This window comes from Streptomyces sp. NPDC042102 (assembly GCF_055582305.1).
In genome coordinates, this window is record NZ_JBVJDL010000001.1 from 934,651 (window position 1) to 960,115 (window position 25,465).

A 25,465-nucleotide genomic window follows, 5' to 3' on the forward strand; every position below is an offset into this window, starting at 1 on the left:
CCCCGGACTCCGGCCAAGGTCGCCCGGACGACCGCGGAGGATCCCCTTCCGTAGCGGTGGCCTGCGGTGTTACCCGCGGTTCACATGGGGCCGGGCGGCCGGCCGCCCGGAGCGTCGGAAGCCGTGTCATGCCGCAGCGGTATGCCTCGGAGCCGACCGGGTATGAAGGTTGCCGGTGAAGCGGACGGTTGTTCACCTTGCGGCCCTTACAGCGGAACGGTCCCGCCGTTACCTTCCCGGCATGACCCCCACACTCGCGCAGCTTCGCTACCTGGTCGCCGTCGCCGACTGCCGCTCGATCACGAGCGCGGCGGCCTCGGTCTTCGTCGCGCAGTCCGCCCTCTCCCGGGCCGTCCAGGCCATGGAGCGTGACCTGGGCGTCGAACTCCTCGCCCGCCGGGGCAGGGGAGTGGATCTCACCCCCGAGGGTGCCCGCGTGGTCCGCCTCGCCCGTACCGTGCTCGACGCCGTCGAGGCGATCGACGACATCGGGGCGGCGCACGGCAGGAACGCGCGGGCCACACTCGCCGTCGTCGCCACTCCCACCCTCGCCCTCGACCTGGCCGTCGACCTGGTGCCGGACTTCACCATGCGACATCCCGGCGTGGAGGTGCGGCTCAACCAGTGCGGCAGCCGCGAGGCCGTGGTGCTGGAACTCACCGAGGGCCGCTCGGAGCTGGCGCTGGTGGACCTGCCCATCGACAAGGAGCTGTCCACCCACCACATCCAGGAGCGTGAAGTCGTCCTGATTTCACCCCTCGGCTCCGCCATACCCGACCCGGTGCCCTTCCGTGCGCTCGACGGCCTGCCCATGGTGCTGCCCACCCCCGGCACGGGCCGCCGTACCGAGATGGAGGCGATGTTCAGCTGCCTCGGCGTGCGCCCCGTACCGACGCTGGAGGTCGACGAGCGCCTCGCCTGGGTGACCGGTGTGACCGACGGCCGCGGTTCGCTCATCTGGTACCGGGACGTGGTGCTCAGGGCCTTCGGCCACCGCGCGGAGATCCGCTCCTTCACCCCGCCGCTGCTGCGCCCGGTGGGCATCGCGCACGCCCGGCGCCCGCTCAGCCGGGCCGCCCGCGCGTTCATCGCCCACGCCCGGCACAACGCTCCTGTACGGGAACCCGCGCGCTGACCGGAACGCTCACCGGAATGCCGACCGGAACGCTCACCGGAATGCCGACCGGAATGCGCCGCCGGGCGCCGCAGTCATGCCGGCCCGGCATTGAACCATGTTCGAAGAGGGGATGGCCGCCCCTGGCCCAGCCACTGACGATCCGTCACCTTGGGTGCATGCCCCGACTCCTCACACCCCCCTGGGCCGCCGCCCTGCTGACCGCGGCCCTCGCGGCGACGCTGCCGGCGGTCGCCCTGATGACCACCGCCTCCGCCGCGCAGGTCCCGTGGCCGGGCCCGGCCCGTGCCGCCGCGGACGCGGACCTCGCGGCCGCCGCCCTCGCGCCGGAGAAGAAGTGCACGCTGCCCGGCGGTCTGGCCGAGCTCAGCGGTCTGGCCATGAGCCGCAAGCACCCCGGCGTCTTCTACGCCGTCAACGACAGCGGCAACACCAACCAGGTCTTCGCCATCGACTGCTCCACCGCCGTCGGGCGGCTGCGGGCCACCCTCACCGTCTCCGGCGCCGCCAACACCGACTGGGAGGGCCTGGCCCTCGAGCAGGACGCCACCGGCCGGGCGACCGTCCTGGTCGGCGACATCGGCGACAACCTCAGCGGCCGTGCCGAGATCACCGTCCACGCCTTCCCCGAACCCGACACCCTCGCCAACGCCACCGTGACGCCGACCTCGTACCGCTTCGCGTACGCCGACGGCCGGCACGACGCCGAGTCCCTGCTCGCCGACCCGGTCACCGGCCAGTGGTACGTCGCGAGCAAACTGATCGGCGCGGCGGGCCAGTTGTACAAGGCCCCGCTGCCGCCGCAGCCCGACCGGGTCAACACCCTCACCGCCGTCCGGCCGGGCCCGGTCTTCGCCACCGACGGCGCCTTCTCGCCCTCCGGCGCCTCGTACGCGCTGCGCAGCGGCGGCCCGCTCGGCGCCAACACCGCCGCCGTGTACGACACCTCCGGTACCAAGCTCGCCGACGTCGCCCTGCCGGCCCAGTCCCAGGGCGAGACCCTCACGTACGCCGACTGCACCTCCCTGCTGGTCGGCTCGGAGAACGACCCCCAGATCTGGCGGGTCCCACTGCCACCCGAGGCCACCCCGGGCTGCACCGGCACCCCGACCCCGACCCCCACGCCGACCGCCGGTGATCTGAAGGTCGTCAACCCGGGCCCGCAGACCTGCAAGTTCAACCAGTCCTGCACCATCCAGATCACCGCCACCGGCGGCAAGCCGCCCCTGCGCCACACCGCCACCGGCCTGCCCTGGGGCCTGACCATCGACGCCACCACCGGCCGCATCAGCGGCAAACCCTGGGGCAGCGGCACCCTCCAGATCACCACCACCGTCACCGACTCCACCGGAGCCACCGCCACCACCACCTTCCCCCTCACCCTCACCTGGTTCTGAACCACCGGGCGAACGCCTTGCCCGACCGGGGAGCGGACCCAGCGACCGCTCCCCGGACGGCAGCTCCGACGGACAGGCGCCTACGTGAGCGCGGTGACCTCCAGCGGTGTGGGCGCGACCTTCTCCAGGGCCGGCCTGGCCTCCTCGGCCTGCGCCGGCAGCCCACCCCACCCGGGCGACACCAAGGCCGCCACCATCATCGCCATCCACCACTTCCGACCGGCCACGAGCCCAACCCCTTCGTTCCCGCCGCACGCCCGGAACCACTCCGGCCCCACCAGGAGCTCGTAGGCGTGATCGCTGTGCTGGGCGTGGTGACAGCACGTACCCATGCACGAGACGGTCCGGTACCAGCTCGACCTGTGATCGGAACGCCGGGGGCCGGCCCGAGAAGCCCCTCGGTCCGGCCCCCGGCGCGAGGCCCCCTACCTGTCCGTCGGGACCGGGGTGGCCTTCAGCGTCTCCTGCATGATGCGCGCGCCCTGCTCGGCCATCTCGCTGATAGGTCCGGCGAGTTCGTCGGGCGTCACGTCGATCGTCCAGACGAACCGGCTGCGCCCGTCGGTGTCGGCGAGGACCTGCATCGAGGCGTGATGATGTTTCGGCGCCATCGAGCCGCCGATCACCGCGTAGGCCACCCGGCGGGACGCGTCGTCGATGTCGACGATCAGTTCGTGCACGACGACACCGTTCGCGAAGGTCACGATTCTGGTGTCCGTCTCCATACGGGTGTCCGTGACGAAGCCCGGCACCAGCCGCTGGTGCACGGCTCCGACCTCGCGTAGAGCCTCCCAGACCTTCTCCGGGGAGTTGTCGATGAGGAATTCCTTGTAGATGTGAGCCATGTGCCCTCCTCCTGTCGGGTGACGTGTCAGGCGCCGGTGGTGAGGCAGAACGGGTGCCCCTCGGGATCGGTGAGGACGACCCACTGATCCTTGCCGGGCTGGAACTCGGGCTTCGACGCTCCGAGGGCGAGGATCCGGTCGGCCGCCTCCTCCAGGTCGGGGACCGTGAAGTCGAGGTGGGCGTGATTGCGGCCGTCGGGCCAGCCGGGTGCCCGGTAGCCCTCGATGCGTACGAAAGCCAGGCCGGGGTGCTCCCCGTCGGCCAGGGAGGCAAAGTCCTCGCCACTGTAAGTGATCTCCCAGCCGGTGACCTGACTGTAGAACTCGGCGAGCGGGACCGGGGCACCACAATCGATGACGACGGTGCTGATCTTCGCGAGAGCGGACATGACGGCGACTCCTTGAGCGCGGTACGGGTTTGAGTGCGACGCCGCTCAGCTTGCTCGCCACGCCCCATCCCGGTCTTGAAGATCCTTGCGCGGGGCCGATGTCCGACCCCCGGTGTAGCTTTCAAAAGTGCTCACCTCCACCGTCCTCGCCACCCGGCCCGACTTCCGCATCACCACGGTCAGCTGCCGGGACGACCACACCCGCTGGTCACAGGCGGAGGTGCGCGAGGACTACCGGGTGGTACTCGTGCGGCGCGGCCGGTTCCGCAGGCAGGCGGCCGGCACCCCGGCCGACGTCGATCCGACCGTGGCCTATCTCGGCGTGCCGGGCGAGGAGGAGCGCTTCGCGCACCCGGCCGCCGGGGGCGACGAGTGCACCTCGATCAGCATGACGCCCGCACTGTGGAGGGCTGTGGCGGGTCAGGACGCCCACCCGGCTCGACAGAGCGTGTACGTGGACGCCCGGCTCGACCTGGCCCACCGCCGCGTCCTCGCGTCGACCCGTACCGGCGACGTGGACCACGCGGTGACCGAGGAACTCCTCGGACTGCTCTCCGCCACCGTCGGCCAGGCCGTCTCCGGCGCCGTACCGCCCGGCGCCCGTCCCACCCGAGACGAGGCGACGCTCGTCGCCGCGGCCCGGCGCGCGATCGGCGAGGCCCACCCCGCCTCCGAGGGACTGCTGCCGCTCGCGGAGCTCCTGGGTGTCTCGCCCTACCGTCTGAGCCGCGCGTTCACCCGCGAGCTGGGAGTCTCCCTGACCCGCTACCGCAACCGGGTCCGTGTCGGCCGGGCCCTCGACCGGCTGGACGCGGGCGAGGACAGCCTCGCCACCCTCGCCGCCGACCTGGGTTTCTCCGATCAGGCCCACCTCTGCCGGACGATGCGCCATTACCTCGGCCGCACACCAACGGCACTGCGGCGGCTCCTCGCCCCAGAATCCCCTTGAGGAGCCGGTGTGGGCGGTGATGATCAGCCACGTCCACCGGTCCGCCGCCTCGGGGGGTACGGATCTTCGGGCGGGTCCAGCCGAGCGTCTGCTTGGCCATCCTGGACCACAGCCAGACCGGCAGCGGGTCGCCGCCGCCAGGCAGATGGTCGACCTTTGGCCAGGTCTCGGGCTTGACGAAGCGGAATTCCTTGCCGTGCTTGGGTGGCCGTCCGCCCTGAGGCGGCGAGACCAGGGGAGGGGCACGGGCCCGCGCATCACCCGGTCCGAGCGCAATCGGCCGAGCACCTCGACCGGCAGCCCGTCGAGCAGGTGGGCCATGCGCGGGGCGTCGTATCCGGCGTCGAAGACGATCAGGATGTCCGCGTCGCCCTCGGCGACGTCGTCCTCCAAGCCGAGACGGACGGCATCGAGGAGCTGGCACCAGGAGGACGAGCCGGTTGTCGGCCGCCTTCGGCTGCGGCAGCGTGGCAAGGGTCCGCCGCAGCCGCCCGGCGTCAACGCGGCCACGGTTGAGCTCATGCCCGGCGATCACCCGCCCGAGCGATCAAGTTCGGGGCATCGTGCGAAGCTGTCACAACCTCTTTCCGCGGTCACAGCGTTCTGAAATTCGGTCGCGGCTCTGTTTGCCGTTCGGTTGGACGCCGAGGGGCTGTCATGCAGCACGGGTCGTTGTATTCACCGTTTCTGAGCGGAAGCCGTACCCGACCTCCGGTGCCAGACCGTGATAGTGGCGGAAGTTGTAGATGAGCGGGTTCCAGAGCGCGGGGTCGATGTGGTGCGTGCCCGGCACGACGATGCGTTCGTCGGCGTGGACGCGGAGCACGTCGCACTCGACGCTGAAGAAAAGACCCGCTCCGCCCGGCGTCAGTGCACGGGCCCGTGCCTCCAACTGCAGCGCGCACTCGGCGACGCGCGGCGGCCTCACGATGTGGGAATCGGCCGGGGTGAGCCCGGACGCGGCGAACTTGTCGGGCTCGTATCGGTATACCGCCCGCTTGCTCTCGGGCACCGGGTTGGCCCCGGTGAGCGGTGCCAGACGCTCCACCTGCTCCCACAGCTCTGGCGAGGCAACGTTGATCACCAACTCGGAGCGCGCCGCGAGGTTGTGTGCGGTCCGGCTCTCACTGCCCAGGCCCAGGACGATGTGCTGTCCCAGTGCCCAGGCGGAGGAGATCGGGGCAAGGTTGAACGTGCCGTCATCGTTCTCGGTGGTCAGCAGGACCACGGGCGTGCCGAAGTAGAGGATGCTCGGCCGGACCACTAGGTGGGCATCAGTCGTCATGCCTCAAGACGCTAGGGGCGGGACGTTTCGATGTGCGTCGAAGTATCGGCTGCCGACAATGGTGCTGTGATCAGCCCCGATATCTACGCCAAGGAACCGGACCTCGCCGCCTTGGGGGCGCTGTTGGCCGACCGCACCCGCGCCGCCTTCTGCCTCGCGCTGCTCGACGGCCGCGCGTGGACAGCGACGGAACTGGCACAGCTCGCGGGGATCGCACCGTCCACAGCGACCAGCCACCTGAACCGGCTGGTGACCGGCGGCCTGCTGGCCGAGGAGCGCAAGGGCCGGCACCGCTATGTGCGCCTGGCGGACCCCGCCATCGCCGAGATGATCGAAGCCCTTGCCGCCCGGGCACCGCAGCAGCTCGTCCCGGTCCGCTCGCTCGTTGCCGCCCGCCAGCACCGTGCCGTGGCCTTCGCCCGCATCTGCTACGACCATCTCGGCGGCTCCTTGTCCGTGGCGATCACCGACGCGATGACCGAACAGGGATTTTTGGACTGGGAGTTCGGCCCGGTCCTTACTCCCCCGGGCGCCGCATGGCTCACGGACACGGGCATCACCCAGAAAACGGCACCACACGTACGCACGTGCCTGGACTGGACGGAGCGGCGTTTGCATCTGGCGGGCGCGGTCGCCGCGGCCGTATTCCACCATGCGGTTCAGGAGTCCTGGCTCGTGCCGGCCGAAGGCTCCCGCGTCGTGCGGCTGACGGACCAGGGGCGCGACGCCTTCCGACGGCACCTGGGCCTGACTGACGAGGCACTCACGGCTCGCTGAGCATGAACGCCGTACCGGTCAGCTCCATGCGGCCAATCCACGATCCGTCCCCATGGCCGAGGGCGCGCCACGGCGGCGCGCGGTTACTGCAAGAGGTTCCAGACGGCGGCCCGGGCGGCCTCCCGGACCAGTTCGTCCTCCAGCCCGCCGGTCCCGCCGCCCACGGGCTGCGCCGGCAGCGCCGCGGGGAAGGCCTCCCACGCCGGGCTGCCGCCGGGGGCGGCGGCCACGCAGAGGAAGCGCAGATCGCCGCAGAACCACACCAGGCCCCGTCCGTCGGTCATGCCCCGCCACACGTCCTCGGGCATCCGGCAGACGAACGCCGCCGCCACCGTCCGGTCGGGCGCCAGCAGATGCAGCCCGTGCGGCCAGTTCTTGTCGCCCGTGGTGACGACCCGGACGGGCCACACCTGCCAGGGCTGCGTCCGCAGCACCTCCTCCGCGTCGGCCAGCGGCTTGCGCATACGGGACGAGGCCCACCCCCAGAGGCCTGCGAAGAACGCCGCGCCGGCCAGGGCGAAGAGGAGGTTCACCGTGCCGAGCGTGACCACGAGGAGTGCGACACAGAAGACCATGAGGGCGATATTGACCGGCCCCCACGCCTTGGACTTGCGTGCCTGCCACGTCGCCCGAACCGCGGCCGCCGCGCCCGGCGTCTGTAACAGCGCGGGCCGCGCCGCGACCTGATACCCGAATTCCCTCGCCAGCATGTCGTCCCCCGTCGGTCCGCCCGGCCCCGTCCCCGTCCGCCCGTCCGATGCGACCCGGGCAGGCCCATCATCGAGCGGCCGTCGCGTGCCCGGCAAGGAGTCGCCCGGGATGCGTCCCGGGCACCGCCCGGAGCCGCCCACGGCCGTGGGCCCCGGCCCGGCGACGCACGCGGCCGTGGCGCCGGTCAGGAGCCGTCCGTGACCGTGACCGTCACCGCGTGCCAGCCGCTCGCTCCGTCCGGGGCGGGGGCCGCGCGGCGCGCCGTCTGTACGGCGCCCGTGCCGTCCGTCGCCCGGACCTCCAGGGTGTGGCGCCCCGGGGTCGCCTCCCACGGCCACACCCACTGCCGCCAGGTGTCGGCGCTGTCCGCCGCCCCGAGCCGGGCCTCGTGCCAGGGGCCGCCGTCGACCCGTACCTCGACCCGCTCGATGCCCCGGTGCTGCGCCCACGCCACCCCGGCCACCGCCACGCGCCCCGCGCGGGGCGAGGAGTAGGCGCGCGGGGTGTCGATCCGCGCCTGCGTCTTGATGACGGCCTGCGCCGCCCACCCTCGGCGCACCCAGTACGCGTCGTACGCGTCGAAGGACGTCAGCCGCAGTTCGCGCAGCCACTTGCACGCCGACACGTAGCCGTACAGGCCCGGCACCACCATGCGGACGGGGAAGCCGTGCGTGAACGGCAGCGGTTCACCGTTCATCCCGACCGCCAGCAGCGCCTCGCGGCCGTCCATCACCGTCTCGACGGGCGTGCCGATCGTCATCCCGTCCACCGAGCGCGCCACCAGCTGGTCCGCCGGACCGCCCTGCGACGGCGGCCGCACCCCGGCCTCGCGCAGCAGGTCCGCCAGGCGTACGCCGAGCCAGCGCGCGTTGCCCGCGTACGGCCCCCCGACCTCGTTGGACACGCAGGTCAGCGTGATGTCCCGCTCGACCAGGGGGCGGGCGAGCAGCTCCGGCAGCGTCAGCGTGAGGGGGGTGCGGACCCCGTCGCCCCCGATGCGCAGCCGCCAGGTGCCGGCGTCGATCCGGGGCACGACCAGGGCGGTGTCGACGCGGTAGAAGTCGGGGTTGGGGGTGAGATACGGCTGGGTGCCGGGCACCCGCAGGTCGGCGCCGGGCGGTACCGGGCCGGCCGGTACCGCGGGCGGCGGCAGCCGCAGCCCGGCCCGGGAGGCCGTCGCGTCCGCCGAGCCGTACGCGCCGAGCCGCCGCCCGGCGAACCCGGCGGCCGCCGACAGCGCGACGGCCCCGGCCGCCAGCCGGCCGAAGCCCCGCCGGTCCACGGCCCAGGCCCCCCGGGCGTCGGCCCCGCTTCCGGTGGGCCGGGGGCCGGGCCGGGTCAGGGCCGTGGACAGGAGCCAGAGCACCGCCGCCGCGACCGCCCCGGCGGCCAGGGACGGCAGGGCGTCGCGCCAGGTCGCCCCGGGGCGGGTGGCCGCGGCCGCCGCGCCCGCCGCCCCGAACGCCAGGGCCACCGCCACCCCGGCCGCGCGCCGGCGCAGGGCCAGCAGGCCGGCCGCGGCGGCGATGACGGCCAGCAGGACGACGATCCCCACCGTCAGCACCAGTTTGTCGGCGGTCCCGAACTGGCGGATCGCCCACTGCTTCACGGCCTCCGGCGTCACGTCGACCACCACCGCGCCCACCGCGCTGACCGGGCGCGCCTCCGGCCGCAGCGCCGCCGCGGCCAGCTCGGCCGCGCACAGTCCGGCGAAGGCGGCGACCAGGCCGCCGAGCGCGGCCAGGCCCCTCTGGTGCCGGGGCCGCCGTACGTCGTTCGTGTCCGCGTTCACCCTTCCAGCATGACGCGTCAGAACGCCGGGCTCGGCGCCGGCGGCACCCAGCGCCCCGTGCGCGGCGGCTTCACCCCGTACTCGGTCCTCAGTTCCGCCGGGATCGCGTGGTGCATCACCCGCCCCCGGGTGAGCGAGGCCAGCTCGAAGCCGGTGACCAGCGAGCCCGCCTTGTCCATCGCCCACTCGGCCAGCGGGCTGCTGTCCTCGATGGTCTCCAGCAGCCCGAGGACGACCGGCACCGCCTTCGCGGCCGCGTCCCAGGGGCCGCGCGGGATCTCCAGCCAGTCCGCGATCGTGTCACCGACCAGGAAGCGGATGGTCGCCGGCACGATCGGGTCGAAGAAGGTGCCGGGCACCACGTCCTCGTACAGCCGCATCAGCTGGGCGTTCAGCCGCACCCCGTCCTGCGACGGCCCGAGATTGCGCGTCAGGTACAGGTCCGTGTACTGGCGCGCCTCCGTCAGGTCGCGCGGTACGGAGTCCATGTCGCACCCCAGCATCGCGCCGACCACCCGCCACGCGTAGAAGTACGCCTCCGCGCCCTCCTCGCTCATGTGCACCCCGAGCCGGTGCATGGCGTCCAGCACCAGCAGCGAGAAGCAGACCTGACCCCCGATCATGTCCTCCTGGGACAGCGGCAGTCCGTCCGCGGCGACGTCCCAGTGGCCGCCCTCGCGCAGGTGGTGGCGGACGGCCGCGTGCAGCAGCCGCACCTTCTGCACGGCCGGGATGAACTTGCTGCCGTCCTCGAAGGCGTTCGTCTGCATCAGGTACGTCACGAACTGGCCGGTGTTGGCCATCCGCCGCGAGGGGTAGTCCATGGAGTGGCTCGCCGCCAGCAGCCGGGCCACCCGCGGGATCGCGTAGCAGGCGGGCATCGACGCGAAGGACAGGCCGGTGTTGATGTGCGCGGCGTTGTCCATGAAGAACAGCCGGGCCTGCTCCATCACGTCCCAGTCCACCCAGGACGGAGGTACGGAGGTGGCCTCGAAGTACGCGGTCGCCGCGGCCGGCATCCGGTCGGGCAGCTGGTGGCCGGCGGTGGTGAAGAACCGCATCAGGGTGTTGAGGTCGCCGACCTCGCCGCGGGCGAACATCGTGGCCACGGTCTCGTCGGCGAGCGGATCGCCCTGGGTGGCCAGCACGTCGAGCGCGGCGTCGTCGTAGCGGGGGCGCGGCGGGGCGGTGGGGGTGGGGTTCACTTCGGTCCTCGTTCTCTCGAGATCAAGTCGTCGTCGCGGCGGGAGCGTTCCGCCGCTGTCACGGGGGCCCGGACGGCCGCGTCACCGGGCCCGGTCGGCCGCCGTACCGGCCAGCTCGTGCAGCGCCGTACGCGCCTCGGCCGGCATCGCCACGAGGTCCAGCGCGCCCGTGGCCCGGTGGATGCGCCGGGTGATCATGTCCTCGACGCGCTCGCGCGCCCCGCAGCGCTCCATCAACTCGCGCACCGACCGCGCCTCTTCGTCGCCGAGGTCGGGATTGCCGACCAGCTTGGCGAGCAGCCGGCGCTCGTCCTCGGTCGCCGCCACCATGGTGAGGGCGAGCAGGGCGGTGGGTTTGCCGTCCCGGAGGTCGTCCAGGTTCGACTTGCCGGTCAGGTCCGGCTCGCCGAAGGTGCCCAGCAGGTCGTCGCGCAGCTGGAAGGCCTCGCCGAGCGGCAGCCCGTACGCGGAGAAGGCCTCCAGCAGGGCGCGGGGGGCGCCGCCGAGGGTGGCGCCCAGGTGCAGCGGCCGCTCGACCGTGTACTTGGCGGTCTTGTAGCGGGCCACTTCCAGCGACTGCGTCACGCTCGGCTCGCGGGCGGGGGCGTCGGTGCGCAGCACCTCCAGGAACTCGCCCGCCGCGGTCTCGCGCAGCAGCGTCGACCACAGCGGCACGGTCCGGGCGAGGTAGCCGCCCGGCAGTCCGCACGTGGTGAAGACGTGCCCCGCGTACCCCATCAGCAGATCGCCGAGGATCATCGCGAGGGCGACCGGGCGCCGTCCGGCCGCGGCGAACGCGGCGTGCGCGGTGAGCCGGCCGTGCCGCATCCGGCTGTCGTCGATGATGTCGTCGTGCGTACAGGCCGCCGCGTGGACCAGCTCCATCGCGGCGGCCGCCCGGATCACGCCCTCGCAGTCCGGCTGCCCCGTCGCCCGCCACCCCCAGTACAGGAAGGCGGCCCGCAGTCGTTTGCCGTGCGCCAGTGAGCGCCGCACCTGTTCGGACAGCGGATGGAGTTCGGGGTGCAGGGCGAGGAGGGCCGTTTCCTCCTCGTCGGCCAGGGCCGTCAGCACGCCGTCGATGCGCTCCTTGAAGCCGGCGTGGTCATGCACGGGGGCGGCCGGCCTTCTCGGCGGCGCGCCGGGCCATGATCTCCAGGTAGTTGTCGGTGCCGCCGCCGACCCGCTGAGTGGCGAGCTCCCCGCGCTTGCGCAGCTCCACCACGCCGTCGGTGAGCAGCTCGCGCAGATCGGAGCGGCGCATGGCGTCCTGTGCCCGGTCGGCGGACTGCCGTAACTGGTCGAGGGCGAGGTCGGCGACCCCCGCCGCGAGATGGGCCAGCAACTCCAGTGTGGCGGCGGGGGCCCATCCGCCGGCGGCGGACGACGCGGCCCCGGCCTGACGCTCCTGCTCGGTCTCGGACATCGCTCGGTGCACTCCTGTGGATCGGGCGGTCGCGCGGCCGGGTGGTCGCGTGACCGCGGTCGCGGGCATCGCAAGGGGCGGCCGCCGGATCCCTCCGGAGACCGCCCCTGGTCAACACCTGGTCAGTGAACCGAGTACCCCGCCCCGGGCGCCAACCGCCCGGGGCGCTGTCGCCCTCACGAGTGCCCGGATTCCCACGGGAGGGTGATCTTTCCCGGCTTCCGGCGCGGGGGACCCGGCTTGCGGCGCGGCGGACCCGGCTTCCGGCGCGGGGGACGGGCGTCCGGCGCGGCCGTCAGACCGGCAGTGCCCAGAGCTGGTCCACCTGGTGGTCGCCGCACGCGGCCAGGCTCAGCCGGGCCGCGGATCCGGTCGCGCCGGCCGCCGGGGCCCGCAGGCATTGCCCGCCCACGTCCTCCATCAGCGTGCCGTTGCGCAGCGCCGTCCAGCGCTGACCGTCCTGTCCGCCCGCGCACGCGGCGAGCTCGACCGTGCCGCCCTCGCCGGCCGAGAGGCACTCGTCCCCGAGCCGCAGCGAGGAGTCCTCGCCCAGGGTCCAGCGCTGGTCCGAGCCGCCCGTGCACGCGGAGAGCACCACCGCGCCCACGCCGGTGGTGTTCTGGCCGTCGAGGCACCGGACGCCGTCGCCGGTGATCTGCCCGGTGGCCACCGGCTGCGCGCAGCCGTGCGGGGTCAGCCGCCACACCACCGTGTCGTGCGCGGCCACCGTCGCCGTCAGCGTGCTGGAGACCTCGGCGCTCCGGCCGGTCCAGAGGTTCTTCGCGGTCACCGTGCAGGCGCGCAGCCCGATGTCGGCCAGCGCCACCGACACGTCCCGGGCGGCGGACGTCCGGTTGAGCACGGCGACGGCGCGGTGGCCGCCCGCCAGCGGACGTACCAGGACGTCGGAGCCGCCGTCGGCGGAGACCACCGCGCCCTGGCGGCCCAGGGGGTCCTGGTCGAGGGCGATCAGGTCGGTGTTGCCGAGGGCGGCGAGGCCGCCGGGCGTGAGCCGGGAGACGTCCGAGGAGAGGATGAACGGGGCCGCCATCATCGCCCACAGTGCGACCTGGCTGCGGGACTCGGCGTCGGTCAGGCCGGGCGCCCCGGCGATCAGGAAGTCGGGGTCGTTCCAGTTGCCGGGGCCCGCGTAGCGGGTGAGCCAGCGGTTGTAGCCGTAGTTGCCGAGCACCGAGCTCCAGCGCGAGGTCGCGGGCGCGGCCGGCTGGTAGACCTTGATGTCACGGCCCTCGCGCCACAGCTGGCCGCTCTGCCCGACCCAGCCGAGCACCTTGTGCCAGTCGGAGCCGCCCCACTCGCCCTGCTGGAAGTACGCGGGCGCCGAAGCCGACAGGACCATGGGCCGGCCGGTGTCGCGCAGGGCCCGGGCGACCGCCTCGTACGCGGTGCGGTAGGCCTGTTCCTTCGTCCGGCCCGGCGGCACCCACATGTTGCAGCCGTCCATTTTGACGTAGTCCACCTTCCAGGACGCGAACAGCCGTGCGTCCTGGGCGAAGTGGTCCTGCCCGCCGCCGTCGGGGGTGCCGCTGCCGGGATAGCGCTCGCAGGTCAGGAAGCCGGCGTCCTCGTAGATGCCGAACTTCAGCCCCTTGGCGTGCAGGTAGTCGCCGAGCCAGGCCATGCCGTGCGGGAACTTCGTCCGGTCGACGACCAGGTTGCCGTCGGCGTCGCGCTGCTTCTCCATCCAGCAGTCGTCGACGGTCACCGTGTCGTAGCCCTTGGCGGCGAGCCCCGTGGACACGAGCGCGTCGGCGTTCGCGACGACCTTCCGCTCGTCGATGTCGCACATGTAGTGCGCCCAGTTGTTCCAGCCCATCGGCGGGGTGAGGGCGAGCGGGGTGTCCGAGGTGGCGGTGGGCTCCGCGACCGAGGGGGCGGCGGCCAGCGCCACGGCGAGCAGGGCGGACGCGGTCAGGCAGGGAAGCGCGCGCAGGCGAGGCGGCACGAGGACTCCTTGACGTGGGGGGCGTACCGACGGGCTGTTGTTCGCTCAGTGCACCGGTCCGGCTACTCCCTGTCAACGCGGGAGGGTGTTTTGTGCCGCCATGACCAGCAATATGGGTGCGGTCGCGGTGAGGGGGGAGAGGATGATACGTCGTATGTTACGGTGTATCTCATGCCGAGGAGATCAGCCGCCCTGGACCGCGCCACCCCCGAGGCGATCGCGGTGGCCGCCCTGCGCCTCATCGACGAGGAAGGGCCGGACGCCCTGAGCTTCCGCGCCCTCGCCGACCGGCTCGACGTCTCGCACGCCACCGTCCAGCGCCGCTGCGGAGACCTCGCGGGCCTGCTGGACCTGTGCACCGAACACCTCGCCGGCCGGCTCCCCGAGGTGCCCGCCGGGACCGACTGGGCCGAGGCCACCGAACGGCGCTTCACCCGCCTGTACCAGCTGCTCACCGCCCACCCCGGACTGCTCGTGCTGCGCGGCGGCCGCCCCTGGCTCGGCCGGCAGCTGCTCGCCCGCCTGGTCGAACCCGCACTCGCCGACAGCATCGCCGCCGGGATGACCCCGGCCGAGGCCATGACCGCGTACCGGCGGATGTACCTGCTCACCCTCGGCAGCGCCGCGTTCGTCGACCACCGCGACCCGGCCGCCGTCACCGCCGCCTCGCGCGCCGCCCTGGCCGCCCTCGACCCGGCCGAGTTCCCCGTACTCGGCGGCGAGACGGCCGCCGTACTGCCGCCGCTGACCGATCACGAGGTGTACTACGGCGCCCTGCGCCAGCTCATCGAGGCCGCCCGCCCGGCCCGCTGACCGCCGCGGACCCCGGCGTGCGCACCGGGGCGGTCGCCCCGGCGCCGCCCCGCGGGCCCTGCCCGTCCCGCCCGTCCTGCCCGTCCCGCCCGTTTCGCGAAGTGGAGTCCTCCGATGGAACAGCAGCTCGACCACGCCGCCGTACGCGCCGCCGCCGACCGGATCGCCGGACACATCCGCCCCGTGGCCCTCGCGCCCGCCGCCGACGGAGTCCGGTACGCCCTGGAATTCCTCCAGCACACCGGCTCCTTCAAGGCGCGCGGCGCCGCCAACTTCCTCGCCGCCCACCGCGCGGCCGGCGCCCTCCCCGACGCGGGCGTCACCATTGCCTCGGGCGGCAACGCGGGCCTCGCCTGCGCCTGGGCGGCCCGCGCCCACGGCATCCCCGCCACCGTCTTCCTCCCGGTGACCGCCCCGCGCGTGAAGGTCGACCGGCTGAGCGGCTACGGGGCCGACGTACGACTGGCGGGGGAGCGGTACGCCGAGGCGCAGGCCGCCTGTGAGGAGTTCGCCGCGCGCAGCGGGGCGCTCGGCAGCCACGCGTACGACCACCCGCTCGTCGCCGCCGGCGCGGGCACCCTCCTCGAGGAGATCCGCGCCGGCCTGCCGGACCTGGACACCGTGGTCGTCGCGGTGGGCGGCGGCGGGCTGTTCGCCGGGGTGGCCACCGCCGCCCGCGCGCACGGCATACGGGTGGTCGCGGCCGAGCCCGAGAACTGCCGGGCCCTGAACGCTGCCCTGGAGGCCGGCCGGCCCGTGGACGTCACCGTCGACTCGATCGCCTCGGACTCCCTGGGCGCGACCCGGGTCTCGGCGGACGCCCTGGCCGCGGCCCGGCACGCGGACGTGGTGTCGGTCCTGGTCCCGGACCCCGCCGTCGCCGCCGCCCGGCGCGCGCTGTGGGAGGAGCACCGGATCGTGGTCGAGGCCGGCGCCGCCACCGCCCTCGCGGCCCTGCGCGAGGCCCCCGGATCCCTGGGCAAGCGGGTCGCCGTCGTCCTGTGCGGCGCCAACACCGATCCCTCAGACCTGTAGCGCCCTGTAGCGCCTGTAGGGACCGTCCGGCGGCACCGGCACCGCCCGTACCCGGGCGACGATCGTCGGTACGGCGCACGACTTTGGAGGACAGCGCGGCGCCCCGCCCCCCTGCGAAGGTCTGATCGTCAGCAGATCGCAGCAGTGCAGGGCATGGAGGAACGGGCGTGGCGCAGCGCAAGGGGTGCTTGATCGGATGCGGCGTGGGGCTGGTGGCCCTCATCGGCATCGTCGTGGCTCTGGTCTTCGGTGTCGGGGCCGTCCTGGACGCCGCCGACAAGACCCTCGTCGACCCCGCCGTCTACGAGGCGGTCAAGACCGGCGACGCCGAGAGCGAGGTCCGGGGCAAACTCCCGACCGGCGAGACCTTCATCAAGTCCGCCCTCAAGGACGGCGGTCCGGCCGAGCCGGCCGGTGCGACCTGCTCGTGGTTCATCTCCAGCGCGGACCCCAAGGGCGGCAAGGAGACGGTCTTCCGGTTCTGCTACAAGGACGGGAAGCTCGCGGAGAAGGTCCAGTACGCCATGCAGTAGGAGCGGCAGAAGCCGCAGCCGCCGGGAGCTAAAGCGTATTAGTGCACGCTTTCCCGGACCGTCGATAAGAAGTCAACCTCGGGCGGCGGGACCGGTTCCGCGGGGAATCGGGCCCGCCGCCCGGGGCTTTGCGACTAAAGCGCATCAGCCCAGGTCGCCGGCATGGCCGTCGGGCGGGTCCGCGGGCCGTGCAATCCGCCGTCCGCGGCCGGTGACCGAGCCGGTGTCGGCCAGCGCGAGCGCCTGCCGCATTGACGGCATCCCGCTTTGCGGACACCGTGGTCCGCGCCCTTCCGGCAGCGGGGCCGGGACTCCTCCAAGGCGGCTGACGATGACTCGTTCCACGGTGTCCCGTACGGCCCTCACCACCCTGGTGGCCGGCGTCCTGCTGGCCGGTTCGGCCTGCGGGGTCGGCGGGAGCGGGCAGGAGGTGCCCGAGGCCCGCAGAACGGGCGAGGTGGCGGGAAAGATCACGTTCCGCACGCTCCAGCTGAAGCCCACGTTCACCGGATACGTCCAGGGCGTCATCGACGCGTTCGAGAAGAAGTACCCGGGCGTCGAGGTCGTGTGGGAGGACGTCCCCGGCGACGGCTACAACGAGAAGCTCGTCGCCGACGCGCAGGCCGGGGCCCTGCCGGACGTCGTCAACCTCTCCACCGACTCCTTCCAGCTGCTCGGCGACCGCGGCATGCTCGCCGACGTCGCCCGGCTCGACCCCGGGGCCGCCGGGGACTACGTCCCGGGCGCCTGGGAGCAGTTCAAGCTCCCCGGCAGGGGCGAGAGCGTCTACGCGTACCCCTGGTACGTGACCCCGGAGATCCTCACCTACAACAAGCAGCTCTTCGCGAAGGCCGGCCTGGACGTGAACCGGCCGCCGACCAGCGTCGAGCAGTTCTTCGACTACGCCGAGCGGATCGCCGCCACCTCCGGCGGCCGGTACGCCGCGTTCATGGCCGACCCCAAGGGCCGGCTGCCCGGGGACTGGCAGAAGATGGGCATCCCGATCCTCAACGCCCGCGCGGACGCGTTCACCTTCGGCACCGAGGCGGCCGTGGCGTGGGTGGAGCGGATGAAGAAGCTCTACGCCGCCGGCGCCATGCCCAGGGAATCGCTGCTCAAGGCCGACGACGTCAACCAGCTCTACGGCGGCGGCAAACTCGTCTTCGGCCCCGGCTCCCCGGGCTTCGTCAAGGACATCAAGCGCAACGCCCCGCAGATCTACGCCGACACCCACGTCGCCGGCGCCGTCACCGGCACCCTCGGCCACATCGGGATCTACGCCCAGTCCCTCGGCATCCGCAAGGACACCCGGCATCCCGACGCCGCCGCCGAGTTCGCCAAATGGGTCACCAACGGCCCCAACCAGGTGGCCTTCTCGAAGCAGGCCACCATCTACCCCTCGAACGCCAAGGGCCTGGACGACCCGTACTTCTCGGACCGGGGCGACGGCACGGACGCCGAGACCCTCGCCCGCGCGATCGGCGCCGAACAGCTGCGCGGCGCCCAGCTCGACGCCAACACCCCCGTGCAGTGGACCAATCAGGTCGGCGACGCGGTCGTCCGCGAGGTGCAGAAGGCCATCACGGGGGAGCAGGACGCGCGGACGGCGGTGAAGAAGGCCCAGGAGGAGGCGAACCGGCTGCTGCGGGCCGGCGCCGGCCGCTCGTGACCGCGCGCACGCCCCTGGGGGCCGACACCGGCCTCGTGCACCGCAGGTGGTGGGTCCCCTACCTGTTCCTCGCCCCCGGCCTGGGCCTCGTGGTGCTGTTCAGCCTCTGGCCGTTCGTCAACACCGTCATCCTCTCCCTCACCGACGCGCAGATCCTGCGCGGCGGCGGCTTCGTCGGCCTGGCGAACTACCGCCGGGCGCTGGCCGACCCCGACTTCTGGACCGCAGCCGGCAACAGCGTGCTGTACCTGGTGGTCGTGGTCCCGGCACTGGTGCTGCTGCCGCTGGCCCTCGCCGTCCTGGTCCGCACGAAGGTCCCCGGCATCGGGCTCTTCCGGTCCGCGTTCTACACCCCGGTCATCGCCTCGGCCGTCGTCGTCGGCCTGATCTGGCAGTGGGTGCTGCGCAGCGACGGCCTGGTCAACACCGTCTTCCTGCGGCTGCGCATCGTCTCGGAGCCCATCCCCTTCCTGACCGACTCCACCATGCTGCTGTTCTCCGCGATGATCGTCACCGTGTGGAAGGGCCTCGGCTACTACATGGTCTTCTACCTCGCAGCCCTCGGGAACGTCCCCGTCTCCCTGTACGAGGCCGCCGCCCTGGACGGCGCCGGGCCCGTCCGCCGCTTCTTCAGCATCACCGTCCCCCAGGTCAAGCCGATGATGCTGCTGGTGGGCACCCTGTCGGCGATCTCCGCGCTGCGCGTCTTCACCGAGATCTACATCCTCGGCGGCGAGAGCGGCGGCCCCGGTGGCGGCGCCCGTACGCTGCCGTTCCTCATCCGGCAGGTCGGCCTCGGCTTCGCGGGCGAGACCGGTTACGCCGCCGCCCTGTCCCTGCTGCTGTTCCTGCTCACGCTGGTCTTCAGCCTGCTGGGGCACCGGCTGTCGAAGGGGGACGAGGCGTGAGCCGCCGGCGCCGGCTCGGACCGGCCGTCCGCTACCTGACCCTGCTGCTGATGCTGGTCGTCATGCTCGGCCCCCTCGTATGGCAGTTCCTGACCTCCCTGCGCGGCCGCGGCGAGAACGTCTACGACGGGATCCTCCCGGCGCGGCCCACCCTCGACAACTACGTCCGCGTCGCGGAGTCCTTCCCGCTGCTGACGTACGCCGGCAACACCCTCACGGTGGCCGCGCTCGCCGTCACCTCGAACCTGGTGTTCGCGGCGATGGGCGGCTACGCCCTCTCGCGCGCCGCCTGGCCGGGCCGCAGGGCCGTGTTCACGGTGCTGGTCGCGACCCTGATGTTCCCCTTCGAGTCCGTCATGATCTCGATGTTCCTGACCGTCCGCGACATGGGTCTGGTCGACACCCTGATCGGCGTGTGGCTGCCCGGCGCGGTGTCCGTCCTGAACATCATGGTCATGCGGGCGGCCTTCCTCGCCGTGCCGAAGGAGCTCGAGGAGGCCGCCGTGCTGGACGGCGCGAACGAGTGGACCCGGTTCACCCGGGTCTTCCTGCCCGGGGCAAGGGGCGCGCTGGCCGTCGTATGCATCACCAGCTTCATGGGTGCCTGGGACGACTTCCTGTGGCCGCTGCTGGTGCTGACCGACAGCGACCACTACACGCTGCAACTCGGACTGAAGACCCTGGCGGGCGCGACCACCGTCAACGACCAGCGGCTGATCGCGGCCGGCGCCATGTCCGCGCTGCTGCCGATGATGCTGCTCTTCCTCCTCCTCCAGCGGTTCTTCTTCAAGGGCGTCGGGGAGGGAGCCGTCAAGATCTGAGACCACCCGCCGAGCCCCCTGCCCCGCCACCCGCCCCGCCCCTGCCCTTCTCCGGACTCCTCGCCTCCCTGGAGCAGCCGCCATGCATGACGACCGCAGCATCACCGAGCACCGCCTGCGCCGCGTCCTGGCCGAGCGCATCAAGCCCGCCGTCCACGGGCCCCGCGTCCCGCTGACCGTCGAGCGCTGGCAGGCCCCGGGCGAACCCGTGCCCGTGGCCGAGGGCCTGGCCGCGCCGTACGAGCCCTGCGCGGTCGGCGAGACCTGGGGCCCGGCGTGGGGCACCACCTGGTTCCGGGTCACCGGCGCCGTCCCCGCCGCCTGGGCGGGGCGCACCGTCGAGGCCGTCCTCGACCTCGGCTTCGACGCGATGATGCCGGGCTTCCAGTGCGAGGGCCTGGTCCACCGGGCCGACGGCAGCGAGATCAAGGCCCTCAACCCGTACAGCGCCTGGGTGCGCGTGGCCGACCGGGCCGAGGGCGGCGAGCGCGTCGAGTGGTACGTCGAGGCCGCCTCCAACCCGGTCCTGGTCGACCACCGGCCGACGTACGAGGGCGACCGGCGCACCAGCGGGACGGAGCCGCTGTACCGGCTGGCCCGGATGGACCTGGCCGTGTTCGAAACCGGGGTCTGGGAGCTCGTCCAGGACCTGGAGGTGCTGTACGAGCTGATGACGCAGCTGCCGGTGGAGGACGCCCGGCGCCACGAGATCCTGCGCGCGAGCGAGCGGGCGCTGGACGCGCTCGACCTGGGCGACGTCCCGGGCACGGCGGCCGCCGCCCGGGAGCGGCTCGCCGGGGTGCTGGCCGCCCCCGCCGCCGGCTCCGCGCACCGGATCAGCGCGGTCGGCCACGCGCACATCGACTCGGCGTGGCTGTGGCCGCTGCGCGAGACGGTCCGCAAGGTGGCGCGGACCACGTCGAACGTGCTCGCCCTGATGGACGAGCACCCCGACTTCGTCTTCGCGATGTCCCAGGCGCAGCAGCTCGACTGGATGAAGACCTACCGGCCCGAGCTCTTCGAACGGATCAAGAAGAAGGTGGCCGACGGGCAGTTCGTGCCGGTCGGCGGGATGTGGGTGGAGTCCGACACCAACATGGTCGGCGGCGAGGCGATGGCCCGGCAGTTCCTGTACGGGAAGAAGTTCTTCCGGGACGAGTTCGGCATCGACACGCAGGAGGTCTGGCTGCCCGACTCCTTCGGCTACACGGCCGCGATGCCGCAGATCGTGAAGCTGTCCGGGTCCCGGTGGTTCCTGACCCAGAAGATCTCCTGGTCGCAGGTGAACACCTTCCCCCACCACACCTTCTGGTGGGAGGGCATCGACGGGACCCGGGTCTTCACCCACTTCCCGCCCGTCGACACCTACAACGGCGACCTCGGCGGGGCCCAGCTCGCCCACGCCGCCCGCGGCTACCGCGAGAAGGGCCGGGCCTCGTCCTCGCTGGCGCCCTTCGGCTGGGGCGACGGCGGCGGCGGCCCCACCCGCGAACACCTGGCGCGCGCCCGGCGCCAGCGGGACCTGGAGGGCTCGCCGCGGGTGGACATCGAACGGCCGTCGGCGTTCTTCGCACGGGCGCAGGCCGAGTACCCGGACGCGCCGGTCTGGGCCGGCGAGCTCTACCTGGAGCTGCACCGCGGTACGTACACCTCGCAGGCGAAGACCAAGCAGGGCAACCGGCGCAGCGAGTCACTGCTGCGGGAGGCGGAGCTGTGGGCGGCGACGGCGGCCGTCCGGGTGGCGGGGTACGCGTACCCGTACGAGGACCTGGAGCGGATCTGGAAGACGGTGCTGCTGCACCAGTTCCACGACATCCTGCCCGGCTCGTCCATCGCCTGGGTGCACCGCGAGGCGCGGGCGACGTACGCGACCGTACGCGAGGAGCTCACCGCGATCACCCTGGCGGCCCAGATCGCGCTCGCCGGGCAGGGCCGGACCGAGCTGGTCTTCAACTGCGCCCCGCACACCCGGCGCGGCGTCCCGGCGGGCGGCGCGGGCACGGTCCGCCGGCCCGGTGCCGGGACGACGCCCGTGACGGTGGAGGAGCGGCACGGCGGCGGACACGTGCTCGCCAACGGCCGGCTGCTGGTGGAGATCGACGGCCGGGGGCTGGTGGTCTCCGCGTACGACCTGGCGGCCGGCCGCGAGGCGGTCGCGCCGGGCTCGGCCGCGAACCTGCTCCAGATCCACCCCGACTTCCCCAACATGTGGGACGCCTGGGACATCGACGCCTTCTACCGCCACAACGTCACCGACCTGGTGGACCTGGACGCGATGGAGGTCACCGAGGCGGGCGCGGAGGCGGCCACGGTCACCGTCACCCGCTCCTTCGGCGCGTCGAAGGCCGTCCAGTCCCTGACCCTGCGGGCCGGCGCGCGGACGCTCGACATCGTCACGGAGGTGGACTGGCACGAGGGCGAGAAGCTGCTCAAGGCCACCTTCCCGCTGGACGTGAAGGCCGAACGCTCCGCGTCCGAGACGCAGTTCGGGCACGTCCACCGGGCCACCCACACCAACACCTCGTGGGAGGCGGCCAAATTCGAGATCTGCGCCCACCGCTGGATCCGGGTGGCCGAGCCCGGCTGGGGGATCGCCCTGGTCAACGACTCCACCTACGGCCACGACGTCACCCGGGACATGCGGCCCGACGGCGGCCAGACCACCACGGTCCGGCTCTCCCTGCTGCGTGCCCCGCGCTACCCCGACCCCGAGACCGACCAGGGCACCCACACGTTGCGCTACGCGCTGGCCCCGGGCGCGGACATCGGCGACGCGGTCCGCGAGGGCCACTGGCTGAACCTGCCCGAGCGCACAGTCCGGGGCGCCGGACCGGTCGAGCCCCTGGTCACGGTGGACGACGACGCGGTGGTCGTCGAGGCGGTCAAACTGGCCGAGGACCGCGGCGGCGACGTGATCGTCCGGCTGTACGAGTCCCGCGGCGGCCGCGCCCGCGCGACCCTGACCCCGGGCTTCGCCGTCACGTCGGCGGTCGAGTGCGACCTCCTGGAACGCCCGGTGGAACCCACCCCCACCGGCCCGCCCCCCGCGGTGGGCCCGCTCCCGCCCGCCGGCCCCACGACCGCCGCCGACACGTCACCCCCGCCCTCCCGGGTGACCCTGACCCTGCGCCCGTTCCAGATCCTCACCCTGCGCCTGGTCCGGCCGGGGGTGTGACGGGAAGGGGGCGTGGTGACCTCGCCCACTCGATTATGCACTTAGTTGCAAAAGGGGTCCGCGCTCGCTACAACAGGGGGGACCCCACCTGTGTGACGAGGAGCCCCGATGAGCCAGTACCCGCACCTGCTGAGCCCCCTGGACCTCGGCTTCACCACCCTGCCCAACCGCGTGATCATGGGGTCGATGCACACCGGGCTGGAGGAGCACGAGCGCGGCTTCGAGCGGCTCGCCGCCTTCTACGCCGAGCGGGCGCGCGGCGGGGTCGGGCTCATCGTCACCGGCGGCATCGCCCCCAACGACCGGGGCCGCCCCCTCGAGGGCGGCTCCCGGCTCACCACCGAGGCGGAGGCCGAGGAGCACCGGCTGATCACCGACGCCGTGCACGCCGCCGGCGGCAAGATCGCCATGCAGATCCTGCACTTCGGCCGGTACGCCTACCACAAGGACCTCGTCGCCCCCAGCGCCCTCCAGGCCCCCATCAGCCCCTTCGTCCCGCACGCGCTGACCGACGACGAGGTCGAGGAGACCGTCGAGGACTTCGTCCGCGCCGCCCGCCTGGCCCGGCTCGCCGGCTACGACGGTGTCGAGATCATGGGCTCCGAGGGCTACCTGATCAACGAGTTCATCGCCGCCGCCACCAACCGGCGCGAGGACCGCTGGGGCGGCAGCTACGAGAACCGGGTCCGCTTCCCGCTGGAGATCGTCCGCCGCACCCGTGAGGCCGTCGGCGAGGACTTCATCCTGATCTACCGGCTCTCCATGTTGGACCTGGTCCCGGGCGGCTCCACCCTCGACGAGGTCGTCCACCTCGCCAAGGAGATCGAGGCGGCCGGCGCGACCATCATCAACACGGGCATCGGCTGGCACGAGGCCCGTATCCCCACCATCGCCACCTCCGTCCCGCGCGGCGCCTACACCTGGGTCACCCAGCGCCTGATGGGCGCGGTCTCCGTACCGCTCGTCACCAGCAACCGCATCAACACCCCCGAGACCGCCGAGCAGGTGCTCGCCGAGGGCCGCGCGGACCTGGTGTCGATGGCCCGCCCCTTCCTCGCCGACGCCGACTTCGTCGCCAAGGCGCAGGCCGGCCGCCCCGCCACCATCAACACCTGCATCGGCTGCAACCAGGCCTGCCTCGACCACACCTTCAGCGGCCGGATCACCTCCTGCCTGGTCAACCCGCGGGCCTGCCACGAGACCGAGCTCGTCCTCGCCCCCACCCGGCTCAAGAAGACCGTCGCCGTCGTCGGCGCCGGCCCCGCCGGCCTGGCCTGCGCTGTCTCGGCCGCCGAACGCGGCCACACCGTCACCGTGTTCGAGGCCGCCGGGCACATCGGCGGCCAGCTGGACATCGCGCGCCGCATCCCGGGCAAGGAGGAGTTCAACGAGACCATCCGCTACTTCGGCAGCCGGCTGGAGGAGTGCGGCATCGAGGTCCGCCTGAACACCCGCGCCGACGTCGCCGCCCTCGCCGGCTACGACGAGGTCGTCGTCGCCACCGGCGTCACCCCGCGCATCCCGGACATCGACGGCGTCGGCCACGAGCGCGTGGTCAGCTACCTCGACGTCCTGCGCGACGGCGCCCCCGTCGGCGAGCGCGTCGCGGTCCTCGGCGCCGGCGGCATCGGCTTCGACGTCGCCGAGTACCTCACCGACAGCGGTGAGGGCGCCGCCCAGGACCCGGAGGTCTACTTCCGTCACTGGGGCGTCGACACCTCCTACACCGGCCCCGGCGGGCTGGCCGCCCCCGAGCGCCCGGCGCCGCCCCGCCAGGTCCACCTGCTCCAGCGCAAGACCACCAAGGTCGGCGCCGGCCTCGGCGTCACCACCGGCTGGATCCACCGCGCCGAGCTCAAGCACCGCGGCGTGGTCAGCGTCGCCGGCGCGACGTACGACCGCATCGACGACGAGGGCCTGCACATCACCGTCGACGGCGAGCGGCGGCTGATCCCCGCCGACACCGTCGTGCTCTGCACCGGCCAGGAGCCGCGCCGCGGCCTGTACGACGAGCTGCGCGCCGCCGGCGTCGAGGCCCACCTGATCGGCGGCGCGGACGTGGCCGCGGAACTGGACGCGAAGCGGGCGATCCGCCAGGGCACGGAACTGGCCGCGACGCTCTGAGAGACGGAGCCGGGCGCCGGGGGTGTTGTCGGCGGCCCGTCCGGGGGTCACAATCGCGCGTGTGACGCTGACTCCCGCAGACGCCGACAAGATCCTCGCCGACAACTTCGCCCCGTGGGTCCTGGCCCTGGGCCTGACCGTCCAGGAGACCGGCGAACGCCACGCCGTGCTGCGCCTGCCCTGGTCCGACACGCTCGCCCGGGACGGCGGCGGCCTGTCCGGGCAGGCGATGATGGCGGCCGCCGACACCGCCACGGTGATCGCCATCTCCGCGGCCCGCGGCGCGTACGGCCCGATGACCACCGTCCAGCAGTCCACGAGCTTCCAGCGGCCGGTGACCGGCTCGGACGTCCTGATCGAGGTGACCGTCACCAAACTCGGGCGCCGCATGGCCTTCGCGGACGTCACCCTGACGGCCGAGGGCGACGACGCCCCGGCGGCGAAGGCCTCCACCGTGTACGCCCTGCTGGGCTGAGCCCCGCGGGGCCGCGGGTCGCGGGGCCGCGCGAG

General features: G+C 73.0%; 23 protein-coding genes and 1 pseudogene. 13 read left to right on the forward strand and 11 right to left on the reverse strand.

Going from position 1 to position 25,465, the window contains the following annotated elements; translation table 11 throughout:
• Positions 1-241 precede the first annotated feature (241 nt).
• Both ACZ6KO_RS03900 and ACZ6KO_RS03905 read left to right on the forward strand, forming a co-directional pair.
• Complete coding sequence (locus tag ACZ6KO_RS03900) at positions 242-1,135, forward strand: LysR family transcriptional regulator (protein WP_469299582.1); 894 nt, start codon at positions 242-244, stop codon at positions 1,133-1,135.
• 158 nt (positions 1,136-1,293) lie between these two features.
• On the forward strand, positions 1,294-2,532 hold the full coding sequence (locus tag ACZ6KO_RS03905) for a putative Ig domain-containing protein (protein ID WP_469299584.1): 1,239 nt from the start codon (positions 1,294-1,296) through the stop codon (positions 2,530-2,532).
• A gap of 80 nt (positions 2,533-2,612) precedes the next feature.
• Here the strand turns inward: ACZ6KO_RS03905 and ACZ6KO_RS03910 are convergent, their stop codons facing one another.
• From ACZ6KO_RS03910 to ACZ6KO_RS03920, 3 genes are all read right to left on the reverse strand, one after another.
• Positions 2,613-2,759 (reverse strand): hypothetical protein, encoded by a 147-nt coding sequence (locus tag ACZ6KO_RS03910; RefSeq protein ID WP_469299586.1) that lies wholly within the window; start codon positions 2,757-2,759, stop codon positions 2,613-2,615.
• Between the two features lie 198 nt (positions 2,760-2,957).
• Positions 2,958-3,377: an SRPBCC family protein gene (locus tag ACZ6KO_RS03915; protein WP_469299589.1), complete on the reverse strand. Its 420-nt coding sequence runs from the start codon at positions 3,375-3,377 to the stop codon at positions 2,958-2,960.
• Positions 3,378-3,403: 26 nt separating this feature from the next.
• Entirely contained in the window at positions 3,404-3,766 is a 363-nt protein-coding gene (locus ACZ6KO_RS03920) for a VOC family protein (RefSeq protein WP_469299591.1), read from the reverse strand.
• Between the two features lie 127 nt (positions 3,767-3,893).
• Between ACZ6KO_RS03920 and ACZ6KO_RS03925 the strand changes: the two genes are divergently transcribed.
• Positions 3,894-4,715 (forward strand): helix-turn-helix domain-containing protein, encoded by an 822-nt coding sequence (locus tag ACZ6KO_RS03925; RefSeq protein ID WP_469299593.1) that lies wholly within the window; start codon positions 3,894-3,896, stop codon positions 4,713-4,715.
• Positions 4,716-4,721: 6 nt separating this feature from the next.
• On the opposite strand, the pseudogene ACZ6KO_RS03930 reads toward ACZ6KO_RS03925, so the two are convergent.
• Positions 4,722-5,156 (reverse strand): annotated as a pseudogene (locus ACZ6KO_RS03930) (transposase); the annotation flags it as partial.
• Between the two features lie 214 nt (positions 5,157-5,370).
• Positions 5,371-6,000 carry a flavin reductase family protein gene (locus ACZ6KO_RS03935; RefSeq protein WP_469299595.1) on the reverse strand — a complete coding sequence of 210 codons (630 nt, stop codon included), beginning with the start codon at positions 5,998-6,000 and terminating at the stop codon, positions 5,371-5,373.
• A 66-nt stretch (positions 6,001-6,066) separates the two neighbouring features.
• On the opposite strand from ACZ6KO_RS03935, the gene ACZ6KO_RS03940 reads away from it, so the two are divergent.
• Positions 6,067-6,777: an ArsR/SmtB family transcription factor gene (locus ACZ6KO_RS03940; RefSeq protein ID WP_469299598.1), complete on the forward strand. Its 711-nt coding sequence runs from the start codon at positions 6,067-6,069 to the stop codon at positions 6,775-6,777.
• Between the two features lie 83 nt (positions 6,778-6,860).
• On the opposite strand, the gene ACZ6KO_RS03945 is transcribed toward ACZ6KO_RS03940, so the two are convergent.
• From ACZ6KO_RS03945 to ACZ6KO_RS03970, 6 genes are all read right to left on the reverse strand, one after another.
• Positions 6,861-7,487, reverse strand: coding sequence for a hypothetical protein (locus tag ACZ6KO_RS03945; RefSeq protein WP_469299600.1), 627 nt, complete (start codon positions 7,485-7,487; stop codon positions 6,861-6,863).
• A gap of 185 nt (positions 7,488-7,672) precedes the next feature.
• Positions 7,673-9,280: a molybdopterin-dependent oxidoreductase gene (locus ACZ6KO_RS03950; RefSeq protein WP_469299602.1), complete on the reverse strand. Its 1,608-nt coding sequence runs from the start codon at positions 9,278-9,280 to the stop codon at positions 7,673-7,675.
• Between the two features lie 17 nt (positions 9,281-9,297).
• Positions 9,298-10,485 (reverse strand): oxygenase MpaB family protein, encoded by a 1,188-nt coding sequence (locus ACZ6KO_RS03955; RefSeq protein ID WP_469299604.1) that lies wholly within the window; start codon positions 10,483-10,485, stop codon positions 9,298-9,300.
• 81 nt (positions 10,486-10,566) lie between these two features.
• Positions 10,567-11,598, reverse strand: coding sequence for a polyprenyl synthetase family protein (locus ACZ6KO_RS03960; RefSeq protein ID WP_469299606.1), 1,032 nt, complete (start codon positions 11,596-11,598; stop codon positions 10,567-10,569).
• Positions 11,591-11,911 (reverse strand): hypothetical protein, encoded by a 321-nt coding sequence (locus ACZ6KO_RS03965; RefSeq protein WP_469299609.1) that lies wholly within the window; start codon positions 11,909-11,911, stop codon positions 11,591-11,593. The genes ACZ6KO_RS03960 and ACZ6KO_RS03965 overlap by 8 nt, the downstream gene beginning before the upstream one ends.
• Positions 11,912-12,206: 295 nt before the next feature.
• A complete protein-coding gene (locus ACZ6KO_RS03970; RefSeq protein WP_469299612.1) occupies positions 12,207-13,877 on the reverse strand; it encodes a ricin-type beta-trefoil lectin domain protein in 1,671 nt (556 codons plus the stop codon).
• Between the two features lie 171 nt (positions 13,878-14,048).
• Between ACZ6KO_RS03970 and ACZ6KO_RS03975 the strand changes: the two genes are divergently transcribed.
• The 9 genes from ACZ6KO_RS03975 (at position 14,049) to ACZ6KO_RS04015 (ending at position 25,430) form a co-directional block, all read left to right on the forward strand.
• Positions 14,049-14,690 carry a TetR/AcrR family transcriptional regulator gene (locus ACZ6KO_RS03975; protein ID WP_469299615.1) on the forward strand — a complete coding sequence of 214 codons (642 nt, stop codon included), beginning with the start codon at positions 14,049-14,051 and terminating at the stop codon, positions 14,688-14,690.
• Positions 14,691-14,804: 114 nt separating this feature from the next.
• Positions 14,805-15,725: a serine/threonine dehydratase gene (locus ACZ6KO_RS03980; RefSeq protein ID WP_469299618.1), complete on the forward strand. Its 921-nt coding sequence runs from the start codon at positions 14,805-14,807 to the stop codon at positions 15,723-15,725.
• 167 nt (positions 15,726-15,892) lie between these two features.
• Positions 15,893-16,258, forward strand: coding sequence for a hypothetical protein (locus ACZ6KO_RS03985; protein ID WP_469299620.1), 366 nt, complete (start codon positions 15,893-15,895; stop codon positions 16,256-16,258).
• 331 nt (positions 16,259-16,589) lie between these two features.
• A complete protein-coding gene (locus ACZ6KO_RS03990; RefSeq protein WP_469299622.1) occupies positions 16,590-17,927 on the forward strand; it encodes an ABC transporter substrate-binding protein in 1,338 nt (445 codons plus the stop codon).
• A 35-nt stretch (positions 17,928-17,962) separates the two neighbouring features.
• Positions 17,963-18,835 (forward strand): carbohydrate ABC transporter permease, encoded by an 873-nt coding sequence (locus ACZ6KO_RS03995; RefSeq protein ID WP_469299624.1) that lies wholly within the window; start codon positions 17,963-17,965, stop codon positions 18,833-18,835.
• Between the two features lie 50 nt (positions 18,836-18,885).
• Complete coding sequence (locus tag ACZ6KO_RS04000; RefSeq protein WP_469301528.1) at positions 18,886-19,656, forward strand: carbohydrate ABC transporter permease; 771 nt, start codon at positions 18,886-18,888, stop codon at positions 19,654-19,656.
• A gap of 82 nt (positions 19,657-19,738) precedes the next feature.
• Positions 19,739-22,831, forward strand: coding sequence for an alpha-mannosidase (locus ACZ6KO_RS04005; RefSeq protein WP_469299627.1), 3,093 nt, complete (start codon positions 19,739-19,741; stop codon positions 22,829-22,831).
• Between the two features lie 108 nt (positions 22,832-22,939).
• Positions 22,940-24,955 (forward strand): oxidoreductase, encoded by a 2,016-nt coding sequence (locus ACZ6KO_RS04010; RefSeq protein ID WP_469299630.1) that lies wholly within the window; start codon positions 22,940-22,942, stop codon positions 24,953-24,955.
• 61 nt (positions 24,956-25,016) lie between these two features.
• Complete coding sequence (locus tag ACZ6KO_RS04015) at positions 25,017-25,430, forward strand: PaaI family thioesterase (protein ID WP_469299633.1); 414 nt, start codon at positions 25,017-25,019, stop codon at positions 25,428-25,430.
• Positions 25,431-25,465 lie beyond the last annotated feature (35 nt).

Bases quoted from the DNA above. Each gene is read 5' to 3' on its own strand.
- ACZ6KO_RS03900 (WP_469299582.1), top strand. From the start codon at position 242: ATGACCCCCACACTCGCGCAGCTTCGCTACCTGGTCGCCGTCGCCGAC.
- ACZ6KO_RS03905 (WP_469299584.1), top strand. From the start codon at position 1,294: ATGCCCCGACTCCTCACACCCCCCTGGGCCGCCGCCCTGCTGACCGCG.
- ACZ6KO_RS03915 (WP_469299589.1), bottom strand. From the start codon at position 3,377: ATGGCTCACATCTACAAGGAATTCCTCATCGACAACTCCCCGGAGAAG.
- ACZ6KO_RS03920 (WP_469299591.1), bottom strand. From the start codon at position 3,766: ATGTCCGCTCTCGCGAAGATCAGCACCGTCGTCATCGATTGTGGTGCC.
- ACZ6KO_RS03935 (WP_469299595.1), bottom strand. From the start codon at position 6,000: ATGACGACTGATGCCCACCTAGTGGTCCGGCCGAGCATCCTCTACTTC.
- ACZ6KO_RS03945 (WP_469299600.1), bottom strand. From the start codon at position 7,487: ATGCTGGCGAGGGAATTCGGGTATCAGGTCGCGGCGCGGCCCGCGCTG.
- ACZ6KO_RS03965 (WP_469299609.1), bottom strand. From the start codon at position 11,911: ATGTCCGAGACCGAGCAGGAGCGTCAGGCCGGGGCCGCGTCGTCCGCC.
- ACZ6KO_RS03975 (WP_469299615.1), top strand. From the start codon at position 14,049: ATGCCGAGGAGATCAGCCGCCCTGGACCGCGCCACCCCCGAGGCGATC.
- ACZ6KO_RS03980 (WP_469299618.1), top strand. From the start codon at position 14,805: ATGGAACAGCAGCTCGACCACGCCGCCGTACGCGCCGCCGCCGACCGG.
- ACZ6KO_RS03990 (WP_469299622.1), top strand. From the start codon at position 16,590: ATGACTCGTTCCACGGTGTCCCGTACGGCCCTCACCACCCTGGTGGCC.
- ACZ6KO_RS04000 (WP_469301528.1), top strand. From the start codon at position 18,886: ATGCTGGTCGTCATGCTCGGCCCCCTCGTATGGCAGTTCCTGACCTCC.
- ACZ6KO_RS04005 (WP_469299627.1), top strand. From the start codon at position 19,739: ATGCATGACGACCGCAGCATCACCGAGCACCGCCTGCGCCGCGTCCTG.
- ACZ6KO_RS04010 (WP_469299630.1), top strand. From the start codon at position 22,940: ATGAGCCAGTACCCGCACCTGCTGAGCCCCCTGGACCTCGGCTTCACC.